At 50.4% G+C, this 19,316-nt stretch carries 21 protein-coding genes; 10 read left to right on the forward strand and 11 right to left on the reverse strand.

Annotated features, from left to right (window positions below; all coding sequences use genetic code 11):
* Nucleotides 1-9 precede the first annotated feature (9 nt).
* From waaO to rfaQ, 4 genes are read right to left on the reverse strand one after another with little or no spacing between them, the layout of a single operon-like run.
* A complete protein-coding gene (waaO, locus tag ACJHWT_RS11270; RefSeq protein ID WP_001272737.1) occupies nt 10-1,026 on the reverse strand; it encodes a lipopolysaccharide 3-alpha-galactosyltransferase in 1,017 nt (338 codons plus the stop codon).
* 15 nt (nt 1,027-1,041) lie between these two features.
* Entirely contained in the window at nt 1,042-1,839 is a 798-nt protein-coding gene (gene rfaP, locus ACJHWT_RS11275; RefSeq protein WP_001318111.1) for a lipopolysaccharide core heptose(I) kinase RfaP, read from the reverse strand.
* Nucleotides 1,832-2,956 (reverse strand): glycosyltransferase family 4 protein, encoded by a 1,125-nt coding sequence (locus ACJHWT_RS11280; RefSeq protein WP_000634244.1) that lies wholly within the window; start codon nt 2,954-2,956, stop codon nt 1,832-1,834. The genes rfaP and ACJHWT_RS11280 overlap by 8 nt, the downstream gene beginning before the upstream one ends.
* Nucleotides 2,953-4,011 (reverse strand): lipopolysaccharide core heptosyltransferase RfaQ, encoded by a 1,059-nt coding sequence (gene rfaQ, locus ACJHWT_RS11285; RefSeq protein WP_000360409.1) that lies wholly within the window; start codon nt 4,009-4,011, stop codon nt 2,953-2,955. The genes ACJHWT_RS11280 and rfaQ overlap by 4 nt, the downstream gene beginning before the upstream one ends.
* A 412-nt stretch (nt 4,012-4,423) precedes the next feature.
* Here rfaQ and waaA point away from each other — a divergent pair, with 412 nt between their 5' ends.
* Both waaA and coaD read left to right on the forward strand, forming a co-directional pair.
* Nucleotides 4,424-5,701: a lipid IV(A) 3-deoxy-D-manno-octulosonic acid transferase gene (gene waaA / locus ACJHWT_RS11290; RefSeq protein ID WP_000891562.1), complete on the forward strand. Its 1,278-nt coding sequence runs from the start codon at nt 4,424-4,426 to the stop codon at nt 5,699-5,701.
* Nucleotides 5,702-5,708: 7 nt separating this feature from the next.
* Nucleotides 5,709-6,188, forward strand: coding sequence for a pantetheine-phosphate adenylyltransferase (gene coaD, locus ACJHWT_RS11295; RefSeq protein WP_001171866.1), 480 nt, complete (start codon nt 5,709-5,711; stop codon nt 6,186-6,188).
* A gap of 38 nt (nt 6,189-6,226) precedes the next feature.
* On the opposite strand, the gene mutM is transcribed toward coaD, so the two are convergent.
* The 4 genes from mutM to radC all read right to left on the reverse strand — a co-directional run bounded on the left by mutM (nt 6,227) and on the right by radC (nt 8,443).
* Nucleotides 6,227-7,036, reverse strand: coding sequence for a bifunctional DNA-formamidopyrimidine glycosylase/DNA-(apurinic or apyrimidinic site) lyase (gene mutM / locus ACJHWT_RS11300; protein WP_001114537.1), 810 nt, complete (start codon nt 7,034-7,036; stop codon nt 6,227-6,229).
* A 97-nt stretch (nt 7,037-7,133) separates the two neighbouring features.
* Complete coding sequence (gene rpmG, locus ACJHWT_RS11305) at nt 7,134-7,301, reverse strand: 50S ribosomal protein L33 (RefSeq protein WP_001051798.1); 168 nt, start codon at nt 7,299-7,301, stop codon at nt 7,134-7,136.
* A 20-nt stretch (nt 7,302-7,321) separates the two neighbouring features.
* Nucleotides 7,322-7,558: a 50S ribosomal protein L28 gene (gene rpmB / locus ACJHWT_RS11310; protein WP_000091955.1), complete on the reverse strand. Its 237-nt coding sequence runs from the start codon at nt 7,556-7,558 to the stop codon at nt 7,322-7,324.
* Between the two features lie 216 nt (nt 7,559-7,774).
* Nucleotides 7,775-8,443: a RadC family protein gene (gene radC, locus ACJHWT_RS11315; RefSeq protein ID WP_001318112.1), complete on the reverse strand. Its 669-nt coding sequence runs from the start codon at nt 8,441-8,443 to the stop codon at nt 7,775-7,777.
* A gap of 171 nt (nt 8,444-8,614) precedes the next feature.
* On the opposite strand from radC, the gene coaBC reads away from it, so the two are divergent.
* From coaBC to slmA, 3 genes are all read left to right on the forward strand, one after another.
* Nucleotides 8,615-9,835: a bifunctional phosphopantothenoylcysteine decarboxylase/phosphopantothenate--cysteine ligase CoaBC gene (coaBC, locus tag ACJHWT_RS11320; protein WP_000050139.1), complete on the forward strand. Its 1,221-nt coding sequence runs from the start codon at nt 8,615-8,617 to the stop codon at nt 9,833-9,835.
* Nucleotides 9,813-10,271, forward strand: a complete 459-nt coding sequence (gene dut, locus ACJHWT_RS11325; protein WP_000976070.1) for a dUTP diphosphatase — start codon at nt 9,813-9,815, stop codon at nt 10,269-10,271. The genes coaBC and dut overlap by 23 nt, the downstream gene beginning before the upstream one ends.
* A 106-nt stretch (nt 10,272-10,377) precedes the next feature.
* Entirely contained in the window at nt 10,378-10,974 is a 597-nt protein-coding gene (gene slmA / locus ACJHWT_RS11330) for a nucleoid occlusion factor SlmA (protein WP_000818601.1), read from the forward strand.
* 36 nt (nt 10,975-11,010) lie between these two features.
* Here the strand turns inward: slmA and pyrE are convergent, their stop codons facing one another.
* Together pyrE and rph are read right to left on the reverse strand one after the other, a co-directional pair.
* Nucleotides 11,011-11,652, reverse strand: coding sequence for an orotate phosphoribosyltransferase (pyrE, locus tag ACJHWT_RS11335; RefSeq protein ID WP_000806177.1), 642 nt, complete (start codon nt 11,650-11,652; stop codon nt 11,011-11,013).
* A gap of 65 nt (nt 11,653-11,717) precedes the next feature.
* A complete protein-coding gene (rph, locus tag ACJHWT_RS11340) occupies nt 11,718-12,434 on the reverse strand; it encodes a ribonuclease PH (protein ID WP_001247093.1) in 717 nt (238 codons plus the stop codon).
* A 126-nt stretch (nt 12,435-12,560) separates the two neighbouring features.
* Between rph and ACJHWT_RS11345 the strand changes: the two genes are divergently transcribed.
* Nucleotides 12,561-13,424, forward strand: coding sequence for a YicC/YloC family endoribonuclease (locus ACJHWT_RS11345; RefSeq protein ID WP_000621330.1), 864 nt, complete (start codon nt 12,561-12,563; stop codon nt 13,422-13,424).
* A gap of 251 nt (nt 13,425-13,675) precedes the next feature.
* Nucleotides 13,676-14,293: a trimeric intracellular cation channel family protein gene (locus tag ACJHWT_RS11350; RefSeq protein WP_000924289.1), complete on the forward strand. Its 618-nt coding sequence runs from the start codon at nt 13,676-13,678 to the stop codon at nt 14,291-14,293.
* On the opposite strand, the gene ligB is transcribed toward ACJHWT_RS11350, so the two are convergent.
* Nucleotides 14,290-15,975, reverse strand: a complete 1,686-nt coding sequence (ligB, locus tag ACJHWT_RS11355; RefSeq protein WP_001318113.1) for an NAD-dependent DNA ligase LigB — start codon at nt 15,973-15,975, stop codon at nt 14,290-14,292. The genes ACJHWT_RS11350 and ligB overlap by 4 nt on opposite strands.
* Nucleotides 15,976-16,232: 257 nt before the next feature.
* On the opposite strand from ligB, the gene gmk reads away from it, so the two are divergent.
* The 3 genes from gmk to spoT are packed head-to-tail and all read left to right on the forward strand — an operon-like array spanning nt 16,233 to nt 19,313.
* Entirely contained in the window at nt 16,233-16,856 is a 624-nt protein-coding gene (gene gmk, locus ACJHWT_RS11360) for a guanylate kinase (protein WP_001295237.1), read from the forward strand.
* Nucleotides 16,857-16,910: 54 nt separating this feature from the next.
* Complete coding sequence (rpoZ, locus tag ACJHWT_RS11365) at nt 16,911-17,186, forward strand: DNA-directed RNA polymerase subunit omega (RefSeq protein WP_000135058.1); 276 nt, start codon at nt 16,911-16,913, stop codon at nt 17,184-17,186.
* A gap of 18 nt (nt 17,187-17,204) precedes the next feature.
* Nucleotides 17,205-19,313 (forward strand): bifunctional GTP diphosphokinase/guanosine-3',5'-bis pyrophosphate 3'-pyrophosphohydrolase, encoded by a 2,109-nt coding sequence (gene spoT, locus ACJHWT_RS11370; RefSeq protein ID WP_000280488.1) that lies wholly within the window; start codon nt 17,205-17,207, stop codon nt 19,311-19,313.
* The last annotated feature ends 3 nt before the right edge of the window (nt 19,314-19,316 follow it).

Raw genomic sequence — 19,316 nt, forward strand, 5'->3', positions numbered from 1 at the left:
TTCTCAATATCATTTTATTATCTTTAAATAAAAATAATAAATATAATTCATTATCCCGTTAATTGGTTTGTTTTGTTTAAAATTATGCTTAGCGCAATAACGAGCATAGTTTGAGTTAACTGGCCGCATTAACGGTTCATTTTTCCAGGGCGATGCTTCTTTGGCTTTGATAAAAGGTTGCGCACTTGGATAACCGGCCCAGTAATGCCAGGGTTTTGTCGGGCCGACATAATGAATTAATACGGTTTCATCATTAATTGGACAAACAAATGATTTTTTTAATTCATAATTTAAACTAAATTGCGTATTGTATTTAGCTTCAATGAGTTTAACTTTCCCTAACAGGATAAGATTAAGGATATCTTGATCCATATAGGTTAAACGGGAAACGATGGCTTTATCAGCAAGCATCGACATCGCTTTAGCAGAAACGGACTCCTGCGCCCACGCTAGTGTATTAATTAACAGGACACCTGAATTAAAGTAACCCTTTTCAAGTTCATTACACTGCAGACTTTGACCCCGTAACGACCACCAGTTAGCATCGCGTTCAGTAACAACAGCAGCAACGTTATTGGCAAGATCCATTGTTATCAGCGGCTTTAAGTTTCCCTGACAGGCGATATCAGCATCCAGGTAAAGGATCTTATCTTGTTGATCAATAAAGTAATCTGCAATTACAAAACGGAAATACATGGCAATAGACCAATTTTTGGTCGTCGGTAATGCCTTAAGCCGTTCACAATTTACTAGATGGATCTGGATACAGGTACGATAGCTTTTCGCCAATTGGGCTAAACGCTGGATATCGGCTTCAGGGATATCATCAATAAAAACGTGGAAAACAAAACTTACGTCGTTGTTATGTAACAAAACTGACGTGATTGAAACACCACAACCAAAAAGAAAGTTTTTATCAATGCCATAAGCAACATGGAATGATGATGCCACTGACGCCGCTGGCCTTTCATCGAAGATGATTGTCTTATTGATCATCTCTTGTGGATTAAAATAGTGGGCACTCATATTTCTCTCCGGAAATTACAACGATTTTCGAATCGTTCTTTCCCTGATTTTTGTGGCTTTTGCTTCTGCTTGCGACAGCAGTCCTTGTTCCTGCTTGAGAATGTCTTTAAGCGAGGCGACAAAATACACTTTCATAAACCGCCAGATATCCCGCTGAGTCAGGCCAATATTCATCGAAGAAAAATAAAGCCCTATAAGATCTTTATCGCGCCAACGACGTGGAACGCGCGTGCGAAGCTGCGCCCGGTGCAGATCAATTACCGAAATTTTTAACTCCTCTTTCTTACCGGAAAAAGGCAAGTGCAGCAGGAAATGACAGATATAACAGTCACGGTGGTTAATGCCCGCAGCATGCATATCGCGCACCATCGTCGCGACACGCTTAATAAGCATACGCTTTACGCGAACATCTGGAGGGTTAGTCGCCCAGTCAGCACAGTAATCTTCCAGACTGATGGTTGGTGTCAGATCTTCGGTTATAATAAACGAGGTTCTGGTGAGCGGATTAATGCCTTTTTCGCCGAATGCCACCCCATACATAGTATCAACGCCGACATCCCGCAGTCGATGAATCGCATTCCATTCGCGGTCTGCGCCTAATACTGGCATCCGCAATGAGAGTAAATTTTTGATTATCTCTTTCAGGGTCGTGCCGCGATGCCATTTGAGAAAATAGCTTTTGCCCGCCATTTCAAAGCGCAGAGTACGGCGAGTTTCCAGTTCACGAAATACCTCACCCTGCAAAGTTTTAACTTCCTCAAAAGGATCTTTTCCGCGCCATAACGTGGCAAACGGCTCTTTAAGTTCAACCATCCAGACCACCCGTTATGATATCCGCCGCTTTCTCTGGCAGACTGTATAAATCTTGTGTATCAGCATAATGTCGCGCATTTTCCGCCCAGGCCTGGCGCAATGAAAATTGCGTTAACGCTTTGCGTAAAATCTCATTCAATGTTTCCTGGCGGAATGGCTCAGCAATAGCCTCGCCGCAATTGGCGTCGACAATATAATGCGCATAGCCACAAACGGCAGTTGTTAGTACCGGTAATCCTGCAGTAATCGCTTCCAGCAGCACAATTCCCGCCGCTTCCTGGTAGGCAGGATGCAGTAATAAATCCGCCGCCGCCATTAATTCCGAGACATCGTTGCGCCCCGAGAAGAAGTGAACATTACTGCGCACGCCGCGTTTTTCTGCCAGCGCCTCAAATTTTCGCGGTTTATCCTGCCCAACAACATATAGCAATGTGTTGTGGCGCAGCGAATCCGGTAACGAAGCAAGTGCTTCAATGGAACGATCGACACCTTTACGCGTGAAGTCTGAACCGACCTGCAACAATAAATATTGTTGTTCGGTTATTCCATTCTTCTTACGGAAGATTTCACGGCTATTAGCTGGCTGCTGGCTATATTTACGATCAGGATAAATCCCCGGTGGCAGAATATGAAAACGCTCCGCTTCAGTCTGATAATGTTTCTGGAAATCGGCGATTTGCTTATCTGTCAGCATCAGCAGCTGTGTCGGCTTGCCCTGTTCGAAGGTTGCCCGCTCAAAGGCGGCATAATGGCGATAACGTGACGTCAGGCGATAGAAAAAGCCTTTTTCCTGCGCTACTTTCTCGGCATAACAAACATCAGCGGCATAATAAACGTCCAGCCCCGGCATTTTGTTGAATCCAACGACTTTATCGACGGGATGTTCGCGTAAATGTTTTTGCACCCAGGCAAAATACTCCGCATTGCGCCCGTGATTGGTATGCGATTTAACCGGCACTTTGATCAGTTCAAATACATCAGGGCATTCGCCTTCCCACGACTGGGTATAAACCCGAACATGATGACCTCGGGCGGCGACTGTCTGAGCAATACGCATAAAATCGCGCTGCAAACCGCCAAAGGGAAAATATTTATATAAACAAAAAGCAACGATCATAACGACGTACCTGTCGTGGAGGAGGGCAGTAATTTATCGACAGCAGCAATGACATCTGCCGCCGGAATAACCGAAAGATACATCTCATTTCGGTCACGCTGATCGCGCGTTGGCATTTCCCGGTAATCTCCCGCCCAGAATTGAATCATGTTATTTGACCAGGGACGCCAGAAAATATGGTCTGTCGCACCAAACAGCGATATCAGCGGCGTATTAACTGCAGCGGCAATATGCGCCGGTGCGGAATCAACGCCAATAAACAGCTGCGCATGATCGATTAACGCACCAAGTTCCGGGAAGGTCACCTTTCCGGCCAGCGCCGTTACTGGTGGCGTCTGGCATCCCTGCGCAATTTCATTGACGCAGGCCAGATCGTCTTTATCTGGGCCGGACGTCAGAACGACTTCATAACCACGAGCATGTAAGGCATCAATCACAGCGGAAAACTTGGCGTTGTCCCAGCATTTGAAGATTTGCCGCGCCGTAGGTTGGATAACCACATAATTTTGTCCAACACCAGCGTGATCAAGTTCGCGACGCATACGTTTCCAGCTTGCAGGCGGGTAACTCATGGTTGTCTGCTTCACCAACGATTCAAGTCCCAATGGCGTCAGCACGGATAAGTTACTTTCCACCACATTTCCACCCTGCAACGGCACCAAATGAGTGAAACTATTACGCCAAAAAGCAGACTGCCGATGATGATAATCCTGGGAAATTTTCACACGGGCATTTAATAAGCGAACCAGTATAGCAACCATCCATTGATCGGTAAGATTAACGATAAGGTCATACTTATTGGCACGTAATACCTTGATGAGATGAAAAAAGTTGGCAATTTTTTCTGAGGCTTTTGCTTTTTTATTTTTTATGCCGTAGAGCGCGTTAATCTCTGGATTTTCAGACAGGATCGGGATGGTGTCCTGATAAAGCAGCACATCGATTTTTGCGTCAGGGTAATTTTTTTTCAGCGAACTAATGACGGGAGTAGTTAATAACATATCCCCATGAAAACGCATCTTAATGAGCAAAATTCTTCGAAATGGCTTATCCACAAGTAACTCTTTTTGTTGAGATTATCCGATTAAGGTGAAGCAGAAAAAGCACGCTACCGCCCCAGGCTCAACAGCTACCTGAATACTGATACCGCACTGATATTGACGCGCTAGTGTATCACTTCTTTCGCGGCAATCCGACTCGAATGATTTTTAAGCACATTGTTGATTTTCAATAAAGAAATCAATCAAATAAAATCATTAGCAACCATATTCTTTTACTGTTGCTCTGCGATTCCTTCCTGCACGTACTGCAGAAATCAATGAATCGCATAAAAATACAAAAAAAGTATAGATGTTCAGCAAGAATTGGCGGGTAAATTGCTATTTAAGTCAAAAACGGGAAAAGTAATGGTAAAGCCACAGCTAAATACATAGAATCCCCAGCACATCCATAAGTCAGCTATTTACTATGCTCGAATTGCTTTACACCGCCCTTCTCTACCTTATTCAGCCACTGATCTGGATACGGCTCTGGGTGCGCGGACGTAAGGCTCCGGCCTATCGAAAACGCTGGGGTGAACGTTACGGTTTTTACCGCCATCCGCTAAAACCAGGCGGCATTATGCTGCACTCCGTCTCCGTCGGTGAAACTCTGGCGGCGATCCCGTTGGTGCGCGCACTGCGTCATCGTTATCCTGATTTACCGATTACCGTAACAACCATGACTCCAACCGGTTCGGAGCGCGTACAATCGGCTTTCGGGAAGGATGTTCAGCACGTTTATCTGCCGTATGACCTGCCCGATGCACTCAACCGTTTCCTGAATAAAGTCGACCCTAAACTGGTGTTGATTATGGAAACCGAACTATGGCCTAACCTGATTGCGGCGCTACATAAACGTAAAATTCCGCTGGTGATCGCTAACGCGCGACTCTCTGCCCGCTCGGCCGCAGGTTATGCCAAACTGGGTAAATTCGTCCGTCGCTTGCTGCGTCGTATTACGCTGATTGCCGCCCAAAATGAAGAAGATGGTGCTCGTTTTGTGGCGTTGGGCGCAAAAAATAATCAGGTGACCGTTACCGGTAGCCTGAAATTCGATATTTCTGTAACGCCGCAGTTGGCTGCTAAAGCCGTGACGCTGCGCCGCCAATGGGCACCACACCGCCCGGTATGGATTGCCACCAGCACTCATGAAGGCGAAGAGAGTGTGGTGATCGCCGCACATCAGGCATTGTTACAGCAATTCCCGAATTTATTGCTCATCCTGGTACCCCGTCATCCAGAACGCTTCCCGGATGCGATTAACCTTGTCCGCCAGGCTGGACTAAGCTATATCACACGATCTTCAGGGGAAGTCCCCTCCACCAGCACGCAGGTTGTGGTTGGCGATACGATGGGCGAGTTGATGTTACTGTACGGCATTGCCGATCTCGCCTTTGTTGGCGGTTCACTGGTTGAACGTGGTGGGCATAATCCGCTGGAAGCTGCCGCACACGCTATTCCGGTATTGATGGGGCCGCATACTTTTAACTTTAAAGACATTTGCGCGCGGCTGGAGCAGGCAAGCGGGCTGATTACCGTTACCGATGCCACGTCGCTTGCAAAAGAGGTTTCCTCTTTACTCACCGACGCCGATTACCGTAGTTTCTATGGCCGTCATGCCGTTGAAGTACTGTATCAAAACCAGGGCGCGCTACAGCGTCTGCTTCAACTGCTGGAACCTTACCTGCCACCGAAAACGCATTGAGGTTGTTATGCAAAAACGGGCGATTTATCCGGGTACTTTCGATCCCATTACCAATGGTCATATCGATATCGTGACGCGCGCCACGCAAATGTTCGATCACGTTATTCTGGCGATTGCCGCCAGCCCCAGTAAAAAACCGATGTTTACTCTGGAAGAGCGTGTGGCGCTGGCACAGCAGGCAACCGCGCATCTGGGGAACGTGGAAGTGGTCGGGTTTAGTGATTTGATGGCGAACTTCGCCCGTAATCAACACGCTACGGTGCTGATTCGTGGCCTGCGTGCGGTGGCGGATTTTGAATATGAAATGCAGCTGGCGCATATGAATCGCCACTTAATGCCGGAACTGGAAAGTGTGTTTCTGATGCCGTCGAAAGAGTGGTCGTTTATCTCTTCATCGTTGGTGAAAGAGGTGGCGCGCCATCAGGGCGATGTCACCCATTTCCTGCCGGAGAATGTCCATCAGGCGCTGATGGCGAAGTTAGCGTAGCGTTTATGCCGGATGGTATGCCATCCGGCGCGCATGAATTACTTCTGGCACTGCCGACAATAAAACGTTGCCCGCTGCGCATGTTTAGTCGCCACAATCGGCGTACCACACACCCGACACGACTCACCTTTTCGCCCGTAAACCTGCAATTCCTGAGCGAAATAGCCCGGTTTACCATCACTTTGCAGAAAATCTTTCAGAGTTGTACCGCCCTGCTCAATCGAACGCAGCAACACCGCTTTAATCACCCGAGCTAACAATTCACACTCTGCCAGCGACAGTGATGACGCCAGCCGATCCGGATGGATCCCCGCCGCAAACAGAGATTCGCTGGCATAGATATTCCCTACCCCTACCACCAGCTTGTTATCCATCAGCCACGGTTTAATCGCCGTTTTTTTCTTCGCGCACTTCTGATGCAGGTACTCACCGTTGAAATCGTCACTAAGCGGCTCCGGTCCAAGATGGGCCAGAACGTTGTGCCCTTCCAGCTCTTTGGTCCATAGCCAGGCACCAAAGCGGCGCGGATCGGTGTAGCGCAGCACTTTACCGTTGCTCATCACCAAATCCACATGGTCATGCTTTTCAGGGGGAAGTTCTTCTGGAAGGATGCGCAGACTGCCAGACATCCCCAAATGAATGATAATCCAGCCCTCAGGCAGCTCCAGCAGCAGATATTTAGCCCGCCGCTGCACGCTAAGCACTGGTTGGTCGCTTAAACGGTAGATCTCTTCTGAAACCGGCCAGCGCAAGCGTCCGTTGCGCACCACCGCATGAAGAATGGTTGCACCAACGAGATGCGGTTCTATGCCGCGACGGCTGGTTTCAACTTCGGGTAATTCAGGCATAGCATCTCCAGGAATGAACAGATGCAGTCAATATGGGGGCAGGCAGATAACAAAAAACCCCGCCGGGGCGAGGTTTTTCGTTACATCAAAGCAAAAATTATTTGATTTTCGCTTCTTTGTAGATCACGTGCTGGCGAACAACTGGATCGAATTTTTTCAGTTCCAGTTTTTCCGGCTTAGTACGTTTGTTCTTCGTAGTGGTATAGAAGTGACCAGTACCAGCAGAAGAAACCAGCTTGATTTTCTCACGAATACCTTTAGCCATGATTTATTTCCTCTAAGTACTTAGTACTTTTCGCCACGGGCACGCAGTTCAGCCAGAACTGTATCGATGCCTTTTTTATCGATTACACGCATACCTTTAGCAGATACGCGCAGGGTGACAAAACGCTTCTCGCTCTCAACCCAGAAACGGTGAGAGTGCAGGTTCGGCAGGAAACGGCGTTTAGTCGCGTTCAGTGCGTGGGAACGGTTGTTACCGGTCACCGGACGCTTGCCAGTAACTTGGCAGACTCGGGACATGTCTATTCTCCAAAAATCAAATTAGCTCGAGCTTCGTATGGGGTATTGGCGCCTCGTCAGGCTTTACAGCCCGGTCATCGCAGTTCTATGTGAACTCTCGATTGCCAGGCCCAAATGCCAAACCCGAGATTCTCAAAGGTGGCGTAGTATACGCTGACTCAGCGATGTGCTCAAGTCCCGAACAGACAAAGATCCCGAAGGATCGCGCATAGCGGGTTAAATCCAGCCGCGTTCGGCAAAAGAAACATACTCTCCACGCCCAATCACGATATGGTCGAGCACGCGTAAATCCATGAACTGACAACTCTTTATTATCCGTTCAGTAATGAGTTTATCCGCTTTACTGGGTTCAGCACAACCCGAAGGGTGATTATGTGCAAGGATCAGCGCCGAAGCATTTATTTTTATCGCTTCGCGGATAATTTCCCGAGGATGGACTTCAACATGGTTTAGCGTGCCGGAAAAAAGACGGCTATGCGTTATAACCCGGTGTTGTGAGTCGAGAAAGATCACCATAAAGATCTCCCGCTCCTCACCCGTGAGCTGGCTTTGTAAAAATTCCCGCGTCATCTCCGGGCTGAGTAAAGGGCTTTCTTCACGCATCCGCACGTTGTAGTAACGCCGCGCCAGTTCAGCAATCCCCTTTAACTGGGCAAATTTCGCCACGCCAATTCCATGAACGCCACTAAACTGTTCATATTCAGAGGTTAACAAGCCATAAAGAGAGCCGAAATTCTCCAGCATCTCTTTTGCCAGGGTTAATACATCTTTACCGCGCGTTCCGGTACGCAGAAATAGCGCCAGCAGCTCGACATCCGTTAAGGCGCTAATACCAAACCTCAGCATTTTTTCGCGCGGCATCAACAGCTGTGCATTGTTTTTCACCTTCACCTCCTTTGTGGTGCTCGCATCCTGTCATAGCCGTTCCGTTAAATCGACGGCCAGTTTTCAATCCTGGAAAGCACCTCGCAAAGTGATTCTCAGGTGAAGGCACGACAACAAAAGTATTGTGATAAAATCGCCAACTTCTGGTGTCACCCAACAGGAAAAATCATCATGAGCCTGGCCGGTAAAAAAATCGTTCTCGGCGTTAGCGGCGGTATTGCTGCCTATAAAACCCCTGAACTGGTGCGTCGTTTGCGCGATCGCGGGGCCGACGTCCGCGTAGCCATGACCGAAGCGGCAAAAGCCTTTATCACCCCACTTAGCTTGCAGGCGGTTTCTGGTTATCCCGTTTCCGACAGTCTGCTGGACCCGGCAGCCGAAGCCGCTATGGGCCATATTGAGCTGGGTAAATGGGCTGATTTAGTGATTCTCGCCCCTGCCACGGCAGATTTGATTGCCCGTGTTGCTGCCGGAATGGCGAATGATCTGGTATCGACGATTTGTCTGGCCACACCTGCGCCTGTAGCCGTGCTCCCCGCCATGAACCAGCAGATGTACCGTGCCGCTGCCACGCAGCATAATTTAGAGGTGCTTGCTTCCCGTGGTTTGCTCATTTGGGGGCCAGACAGTGGCAGTCAGGCTTGTGGTGATATCGGCCCTGGGCGAATGCTCGATCCGTTAACCATTGTTGATATGGCGGTAGCGCATTTTTCGCCCGTCAACGACCTGAAACATCTGAACATTATGATTACCGCCGGCCCGACGCGTGAACCGCTCGATCCGGTGCGTTATATCTCTAATCACAGCTCAGGCAAGATGGGTTTTGCTATCGCCGCCGCCGCTGCCCGTCGTGGCGCGAACGTCACGCTGGTATCAGGTCCGGTTTCACTACCGACGCCACCGTTTGTTAAACGTGTTGATGTGATGACCGCGCTGGAAATGGAAGCCGCCGTGAATGCATCTGTACAGCAGCAAAATATTTTTATCGGTTGCGCCGCCGTGGCGGATTATCGCGCAGCTACCGTGGCCCCAGAAAAAATCAAAAAGCAGGCCACGCAGGGTGATGAATTAACAATAAAAATGGTTAAAAACCCCGATATCGTCGCAGGAGTTGCCGCACTAAAAGACCATCGCCCCTACGTCGTTGGATTTGCCGCCGAAACAAATAATGTGGAAGAATACGCCCGGCAAAAACGTATCCGTAAAAACCTTGATCTGATCTGCGCGAACGATGTTTCCCAGCCAACTCAAGGATTTAACAGCGACAACAACGCATTACACCTTTTCTGGCAGGACGGAGATAAAGTCTTACCGCTTGAGCGCAAAGAGCTCCTTGGCCAATTATTACTCGACGAGATCGTGACCCGTTATGATGAAAAAAATCGACGTTAAGATTCTGGACCCGCGCGTTGGGAAGGAATTTCCGCTCCCGACTTATGCCACCTCTGGCTCTGCCGGACTTGACCTGCGTGCCTGTCTCGACGACGCCGTAGAACTGGCTCCGGGTGACACTACGCTGGTTCCGACCGGGCTGGCGATTCATATTGCCGATCCTTCACTGGCGGCAATGATGCTGCCGCGCTCCGGATTGGGACATAAGCACGGTATCGTGCTTGGTAACCTGGTAGGATTGATCGATTCTGACTATCAGGGCCAGTTGATGATTTCCGTGTGGAACCGTGGTCAGGACAGCTTCACCATTCAACCTGGCGAACGCATCGCCCAGATGATTTTTGTTCCGGTAGTACAGGCTGAATTTAATCTGGTGGAAGATTTCGACGCCACCGACCGCGGTGAAGGCGGCTTTGGTCACTCTGGTCGTCAGTAACACATACGCATCCGAATAACGTCATAACATAGCCGCAAACATTTCGTTTGCGGTCATAGCGTGGGTGCCGCCTGGCAAGTGCTTATTTTCAGGGGTATTTTGTAACATGGCAGAAAAACAAACTGCGAAAAGGAACCGTCGCGAGGAAATACTTCAGTCTCTGGCGCTGATGCTGGAATCCAGCGATGGAAGCCAACGTATCACGACGGCAAAACTGGCCGCCTCTGTCGGCGTTTCCGAAGCGGCACTGTATCGCCACTTCCCCAGTAAGACCCGCATGTTCGATAGCCTGATTGAGTTTATCGAAGATAGCCTGATTACTCGCATCAATCTGATTCTGAAAGATGAGAAGGACACCACAGCGCGCCTGCGTCTGATTGTGTTGCTGCTTCTCGGTTTTGGTGAGCGTAATCCTGGCCTGACCCGCATCCTCACTGGTCATGCACTAATGTTTGAACAGGATCGCCTGCAAGGGCGCATCAACCAGCTGTTCGAGCGTATTGAAGCGCAGTTGCGTCAGGTATTGCGCGAAAAGAGAATGCGTGAGGGTGAAGGTTACACCACCGATGAAACCCTGCTGGCAAGCCAGATCCTGGCCTTCTGTGAAGGTATGCTGTCACGCTTTGTCCGCAGCGAGTTTAAATACCGCCCGACGGATGATTTTGACGCCCGCTGGCCGCTAATTGCCGCACAGTTGCAGTAATATGACGCCGGATGACTTTTCATCCGGCGAGTTTCTTTAAACGCCGAACTCTTCGCGATAGGCCTTAACCGCCGCCAGATGTTCCGCCATTTCCGGCTTCTCTTCCAGGTAAGCAATCAGGTCTTTCAGGGTGATGATAGAGATCACCTTGCAGTTGTAATCACGCTCAACTTCCTGAATCGCCGAAATTTCGCCGCGCCCGCGTTCCTGACGATCAAGCGAAATCAACACGCCTGCAAGCGTCGCGCCATTGGCCTGAATAATTTCCATCGACTCGCGAATCGCCGTTCCGGCGGTGATCACATCATCTACCAGCATTACGCGTCCTTGTAACGCGCTACCAACCAGATTACCGCCTTCACCGTGGTCTTTTGCCTCTTTGCGGTTAAAGCAGTACGGCAGGTCAAGGTCATGATGCTCCGCCAGCGCCACGGCGGTAGTGGTGGCAATCGGGATCCCTTTGTAAGCAGGGCCAAACAGCAGATCGAACTCAATGCCGGAATCCACCAATGCTTCAGCGTAAAAACGGCCTAACAGTGCCAGATCGCGCCCGGTATTAAACAGCCCGGCGTTGAAGAAATAGGGGCTTTTGCGCCCGGATTTCAGCGTGAACTCGCCAAACTTTAACACCTGCTTGCTAAGCGCAAATTCAATAAACTGGCGCTGATATGGTTTCATGCCTTCGCTCCTCATCTTACTTTTCTACAGACAAAAAAAAGGCGACTCATCAGTCGCCTTAAAAATCAGTTTGCCAGCGCCGCCTTCTGCGTCGCTACAATGGATTCGATTCCCCCTCGGGCCAGCGCCAACAAGGTGAGTAACTCTTCGTGGGTGAACGGTTCGCCTTCTGCCGTCCCCTGCACTTCAATGATACGCCCGTCTTCGGTCATCACTACGTTCATGTCGGTCTCTGCGGCAGAGTCTTCAACATATTCCAGATCGCAAACCGCTTCACCGTTCACAATCCCGACAGAGACCGCGGCTACCATCCCTTTCATTGGATTAGTTTTCAGCTTGCCGTTTTCCACCAGCTTCTGTAGCGCATCTGCCAGCGCCACGCAGGCACCCGTAATCGAAGCGGTACGCGTGCCACCATCAGCCTGAAGCACGTCGCAGTCCAGCGTAATGGTGAACTCACCCAGTGCTTTCAAATCTACTGCCGCGCGAAGAGCACGGGCGATCAGACGCTGGATTTCCATTGTGCGTCCACCCTGCTTACCTTTCGCCGCTTCACGCGCGTTACGGGTATGGGTAGAACGTGGCAGCATACCGTACTCTGCGGTGATCCAGCCCTGGCCCTGACCTTTCAGGAAGCGCGGCACGCCTTCTTCAATAGAGGCGGTACACAACACTTTGGTATCGCCAAATTCGACCAGCACCGAGCCTTCTGCATGTTTTGTATAGTTACGAGTCAGGGTAACGGGACGCACCTGATTATTGCTACGGCCTGCTGGACGCATATTGAAATCTCCGGCTTGAAACAAATGTGGCTGCGCATTATACGGACTTCCGGCGGTTATTCCTATCCTGACAAGGCATCGATGGCTATAATCCTTCCACCTCTCCTTTTATAAACAGGAACGTCTATGATCCGCAGTATGACCGCCTACGCCCGGCGTGAAATCAAGGGTGAATGGGGGAGCGCAACCTGGGAAATGCGCTCGGTAAACCAGCGTTATCTGGAAACTTACTTTCGTCTGCCGGAGCAGTTCCGTAGCCTTGAACCTGTCGTTCGTGAGCGTATTCGTTCTCGCCTGACGCGCGGTAAAGTGGAATGTACCCTGCGCTATGAGCCAGATGTTAGCGCGCAAGGTGAGCTGATCCTCAACGAAAAACTGGCTAAACAGCTGGTAACTGCCGCGAACTGGGTAAAAATGCAGAGTGACGAAGGGGAAATCAACCCGGTTGATATTCTACGCTGGCCGGGCGTGATGGCAGCCCAGGAGCAGGATCTCGACGCGATTGCCGCTGAAATTCTCGCGGCGTTGGATGGCACCCTGGATGACTTTATCATCGCGCGCGAAACCGAAGGTCAGGCACTGAAAGTGTTGATTGAGCAGCGTCTGGAAGGCGTCACCGCCGAAGTGGCCAAAGTCCGCGCCCATATGCCGGAAATCCTGCAATGGCAGCGTGAGCGTCTGATAGCGAAGCTGGAAGATGCTCAGGTGCAACTGGAAAACAACCGTCTGGAGCAGGAGTTGGTTCTGCTGGCACAACGAATTGACGTTGCCGAAGAACTGGACCGCCTCGAAGCGCATGTCAAAGAGACCTACAACATTCTGAAGAAAAAAGAAGCCGTTGGTCGTCGTCTGGACTTTATGATGCAGGAGTTCAACCGCGAGTCGAACACTCTTGCGTCGAAATCTATCAACGCCGAAGTGACAAACTCCGCCATCGAGCTGAAAGTGTTGATTGAGCAGATGCGCGAGCAGATTCAGAATATTGAGTAAGCGACATATCTCCGTAGGCCGTTGTTAATTACAGCGGCGCTACGCATATAGTTTCGTCCTCACATTTATTTACTCCATACTTTTTCTAATGCATTTTACTTATCACAAAATCAGAAAAATGCATTCTTACTACAGAAAATAGCAATTTCACATAACTACAAATTATCAATCTATTCTCTCCTTAAAAAATCTCAATCGTGACAATGCGCACAAATCGCTACCCTTCCAGACAGATTTTTAGGGAGAGAACCATGCTGTTACACATTTTGTATTTGGTTGGCATTACTGCCGAAGCCATGACGGGGGCGCTGGCGGCCGGACGACGGCGCATGGATACATTTGGCGTAATTATTATTGCGACCGCCACGGCAATTGGCGGAGGGTCAGTGCGCGATATTCTGCTGGGCCACTATCCGCTCGGCTGGGTCAAACACCCGGAATATGTGATTATCGTCGCTACCGCTGCAGTACTCACCACTATAGTTGCTCCTGTAATGCCTTATCTGCGCAAAGTGTTTCTGGTGCTCGATGCGCTCGGACTGGTGGTCTTTTCTATCATTGGCGCACAGGTTGCACTGGATATGGGACACGGCCCGATCATTGCCGTTGTCGCAGCTGTGACGACCGGCGTATTTGGCGGCGTTTTGCGCGATATGTTCTGTAAACGCATCCCGCTGGTATTCCAGAAAGAGTTGTATGCCGGTGTCTCATTTGCCTCCGCCGTGCTGTACATCGCGCTGCAACACTATGTTTCTAACCATGATGTGGTAATTATCTCCACCCTGGTATTCGGCTTTTTTGCCCGCTTACTGGCGCTACGCCTTAAGCTGGGATTACCGGTCTTTTACTACAGCCACGAAGGACACTAAGGTTCAAAACCTGTGATCTGCTGGGCAGCCAGCCAACTGCCCAGCTTCTTGATTTGCGCATTTTCCTTCCATTCAATAACCTGTCTGACACGCCCCGATCCAGTCCCCGGCAGCTGCTGCCAGAACTGCTCCGTGCTCAATAAAAGTTGCGACCAGGACCGTTCATCACTGGCATTAAGCGCCGCCCGGGTTAGCGGTATTCCCATTGCCATCACCCAGCGAGTAAAAGGCTGCTTACGAGCCAGATTAAACTGATGCCATAGCTGCGCACTTTTACTTTTCGCGATCCCCGGCGTGTTCTGTAATTGCTCTGGCGTTAATAAAAGCCAGGAAAAGATATGCTCAAAGCGATGAGTCTGATGCAGCGAGCGCCAGCCGGCCTCACCAATGCCATCCAGCCCAAGAACCTGTTTTGACCCCAGCCAGACTAAGCGTGAAATGAACTGTTCCTGACAAACATCAGAAGCAAAGTAGCAGGTCAACGAGTTAAAGCGGTTTTCTGGCGGTGTCGGTTTTGTACGTTCTGCACCGCGCCACACCACATCATCAATGCGAGGAATACCCTGACCGGCAAGGCTGACGAGGATCTGATCACCAGGCGCAATATCCCACTCCTGCCAGCGCCTGACGGAACCAATATTCACCCGCTGGACTTTTTTATCATCAAGCATGACAGGTGCGAGTGACGCAACCACCGATATTTTACCGCTCTTACCCACCGCAAACTGAATCGCCTTCACTTCGGCAACCCGAGCTACAGGTTGATATTTCCAGGCCACCAGCCATTCTGCCTGGCCTGGTAGCCAATGGCGGGATTCGGGTTCTTTCGCCGCTCGCACAACCACGCCATCGGTGACGAAGGGTAATTTCGTTTTCCACCACGCATTGCGTACGCGCGCAACTTCATCAGCATTTTTCACCGCACGGGTATACGTCTGCGTTAGAGTAAAACCAGCGGTAGCCAGCTCTTTTAAACGATCGGTCATTAACTGCGGTCCATCCGGCCATGCCCAGACAAAAACGCCCAGAGAATTCAGCGTGTCGCTATCGTCCTGGCGCATCATCAGACCAGCAACTTTTGCGCGGGCATTTATTCCCCCCATTTGTTTTTGGATATGCCCCTCGCGTTTGAGAAATATTTCCCCCTGAAGCGTACTGTTGGCTAAAGGCCCGCTAACGGTTTGCGGCACAGCGGAAATTAAGCGAACTTTCTGCGTCCAGTCCTCGCCTTTCAGGCCATTGCCGCGACTGATTGCTTTGTTCAGTTTCCCGTCCCGATAAACCAGGGTTACCGCAACGCCATCAACTTTTGGCTGCACCCAAAGATCGCTACGTTCGCGCATCCACAGACTTAATGCGATTTTATCCGCCATTTTGCGTACACCCGTATGTGCAACCGGATGTATAACCGCACCGTTTAAAGGCGGCATCATAGCGTCGCGATGCGTCTCTTCACCAAAACAGCGTTGCCACTGCGTGAGACGGGCACTTAACTGATCGTAAATACCGTCTTCCACCTCACTTTTCCCTTCTTTCCAGTAGTCATCGTCCCACTGTTTTATTTGCTGTTGCAGGCGGGAAATTTCTTCCTGTGCTCTGGCTGGCGACCAGGCCGGACAGACTGCCCACGCCGATGATTGCCAGCACAAGATACTTATTAATATCGCCATCCATACTTTCATCATCACCTCCGCTGTAGATAGTCAGGCAGATATACAACGTGATGAAAGCAAAGCCGAGTGGCAAAAACGGAGTCTGCGAGGACGCTTCCTGAGAATCGTCTTTATTGCAGTGAATGACAGGTAAATGCGGAAGCAGCTACGCAAAACGCAACAACTTTGCGCAAAAAGTGTGAGCAAGGGCTACGTCACATGGCCGCGCCGTGTATAATAAGCTCGTATGTAGGCTTTATTTCGCTAATCACATACGAAAGATACTCATGGCTCAAGGCACGCTTTATATTGTTTCTGCCCCCAGTGGCGCGGGTAAATCCAGCCTGATTCAGGCTTTATTAAAAACCCAACCGTTGTATGACACCCAGGTTTCTGTTTCACACACCACACGCCAACCGCGTCCTGGTGAGGTCCACGGTGAACATTATTTCTTTGTTAATCATGATGAATTTAAAGAAATGATTAGCAGAGATGCGTTCCTCGAACACGCAGAAGTTTTTGGTAATTACTATGGCACTTCGCGTGAGGCCATTGAGCAAGTACTGGCGACCGGTGTCGATGTTTTTCTCGATATCGACTGGCAGGGTGCGCAGCAAATTCGCCAGAAGATGCCGCACGCGCGGAGTATCTTTATTTTACCGCCGTCCAAAATTGAACTGGACCGCCGTCTACGCGGTCGCGGTCAGGACAGCGAAGAGGTCATTGCAAAGCGTATGGCGCAAGCTGTTGCAGAAATGAGCCATTACGCCGAATATGATTACCTGATTGTGAATGATGACTTCGATACCGCGTTGACCGATTTGAAGACCATTATTCGCGCCGAACGTCTGCGCATGAGCCGCCAAAAGCAGCGTCATGACGCTTTAATCAGCAAATTGTTGGCAGACTGAACCTGATTTCAGTATCATGCCCAGTCATTTCTTCACCTGTGGAGCTTTTTAAGTATGGCACGCGTAACTGTTCAGGACGCTGTAGAGAAAATTGGTAACCGTTTTGACCTGGTACTGGTCGCCGCGCGTCGCGCTCGTCAGATGCAGGTAGGCGGAAAGGATCCGCTGGTACCGGAAGAAAACGATAAAACCACTGTAATCGCGCTGCGCGAAATCGAAGAAGGTCTGATCAACAACCAGATCCTCGACGTTCGTGAACGCCAGGAACAGCAAGAGCAGGAAGCCGCTGAATTACAAGCCGTTACCGCTATTGCTGAAGGTCGTCGTTAATCACAAAGCGGGTCGCCCTTGTATCTGTTTGAAAGCCTGAATCAACTGATTCAAACCTACCTGCCGGAAGACCAAATCAAGCGTCTGCGGCAGGCGTATCTCGTTGCACGTGATGCTCACGAGGGGCAAACACGTTCAAGCGGTGAACCCTATATCACGCACCCGGTGGCGGTTGCCTGCATTCTGGCCGAGATGAAACTCGACTATGAAACGCTTATGGCGGCGCTGCTGCATGACGTGATTGAAGATACTCCCGCCACCTACCAGGACATGGAACAGCTTTTTGGTAAAAGCGTCGCCGAGCTGGTAGAGGGGGTGTCGAAACTTGATAAGCTCAAGTTCCGCGATAAGAAAGAGGCGCAGGCCGAAAACTTTCGCAAGATGATTATGGCGATGGTGCAGGATATCCGCGTCATTCTCATCAAACTTGCCGACCGTACCCACAACATGCGCACGCTGGGCTCACTTCGCCCGGACAAACGTCGCCGCATCGCCCGTGAAACTCTCGAAATTTACAGCCCGCTGGCGCACCGTTTAGGTATCCACCACATTAAAACCGAACTCGAAGAGCTGGGTTTTGAGGCGCTGTATCCCAACCGTTACCGCGTGATTAAAGAAGTGGTGAAAGCCGCGCGCGGCAACCGTAAAGAGATGATCCAAAAAATCCTCTCGGAAATCGAAGGGCGTTTGCAGGAAGCGGGAATTCCGTGCCGCGTCAGTGGTCGCGAAAAGCATCTTTATTCGATTTACTGCAAAATGGTGCTCAAAGAGCAGCGTTTTCACTCAATCATGGACATCTACGCTTTCCGCGTGATCGTCAATGATTCCGACACCTGTTATCGCGTGCTCGGGCAAATGCATAGCCTGTACAAGCCGCGTCCGGGTCGCGTGAAAGACTACATCGCCATTCCAAAAGCGAACGGCTATCAGTCCTTGCACACCTCGATGATTGGCCCGCACGGCGTGCCGGTTGAGGTCCAGATCCGTACCGAAGATATGGATCAGATGGCAGAGATGGGTGTTGCCGCGCACTGGGCTTATAAAGAGCACGGCGAAACCAGCACCACCGCACAAATCCGCGCCCAGCGCTGGATGCAAAGCCTGCTAGAGTTGCAACAGAGTGCCGGTAGCTCGTTTGAATTTATCGAGAGCGTTAAATCCGATCTCTTCCCGGATGAGATTTACGTTTTCACACCGGAAGGGCGAATTGTCGAACTGCCTGCCGGTGCAACGCCCGTCGACTTCGCTTATGCGGTGCATACCGATATCGGCCATGCCTGCGTGGGCGCACGCGTCGACCGCCAGCCTTACCCGCTGTCGCAGCCGCTTACCAGCGGTCAAACCGTTGAAATTATTACCGCACCGGGCGCTCGCCCGAATGCCGCGTGGCTGAACTTTGTCGTTAGCTCGAAAGCGCGCGCCAAAATTCGTCAATTGCTGAAAAACCTCAAGCGTGATGATTCTGTAAGCCTGGGCCGTCGTCTGCTCAACCATGCGTTGGGTGGCAGCCGCAAGCTCAATGAAATCCCGCAGGAAAATATTCAGCGCGAGCTGGACCGCATGAAGCTGGCAACGCTTGACGATCTGCTGGCTGAAATCGGCCTTGGTAACGCAATGAGCGTGGTGGTCGCGAAAAATCTGCAACATGGGGACGCCTCCATTCCACCGGCAACCCAAAGTCACGGACATCTGCCCATTAAAGGTGCCGATGGCGTGCTGATCACCTTTGCGAAATGCTGCCGCCCTATTCCTGGCGACCCGATTATCGCCCACGTCAGCCCCGGTAAAGGTCTGGTAATCCACCATGAATCCTGCCGTAACATCCGTGGCTACCAGAAAGAGCCAGAGAAGTTTATGGCTGTGGAATGGGATAAAGAGACGGCGCAGGAGTTCATCACCGAAATCAAGGTGGAGATGTTCAATCATCAGGGCGCGCTGGCAAACCTGACAGCGGCAATTAACACCACCACCTCGAATATTCAAAGTTTGAATACGGAAGAGAAAGATGGTCGCGTCTACAGCGCCTTTATTCGTCTGACCGCCCGTGACCGTGTGCATCTGGCGAATATCATGCGCAAAATCCGCGTGATGCCAGACGTGATTAAAGTCACCCGAAACCGAAATTAATGT

The organism is Escherichia sp. WS338, assembly GCF_046486405.1.
Lineage (GTDB): Bacteria > Pseudomonadota > Gammaproteobacteria > Enterobacterales > Enterobacteriaceae > Escherichia > Escherichia coli.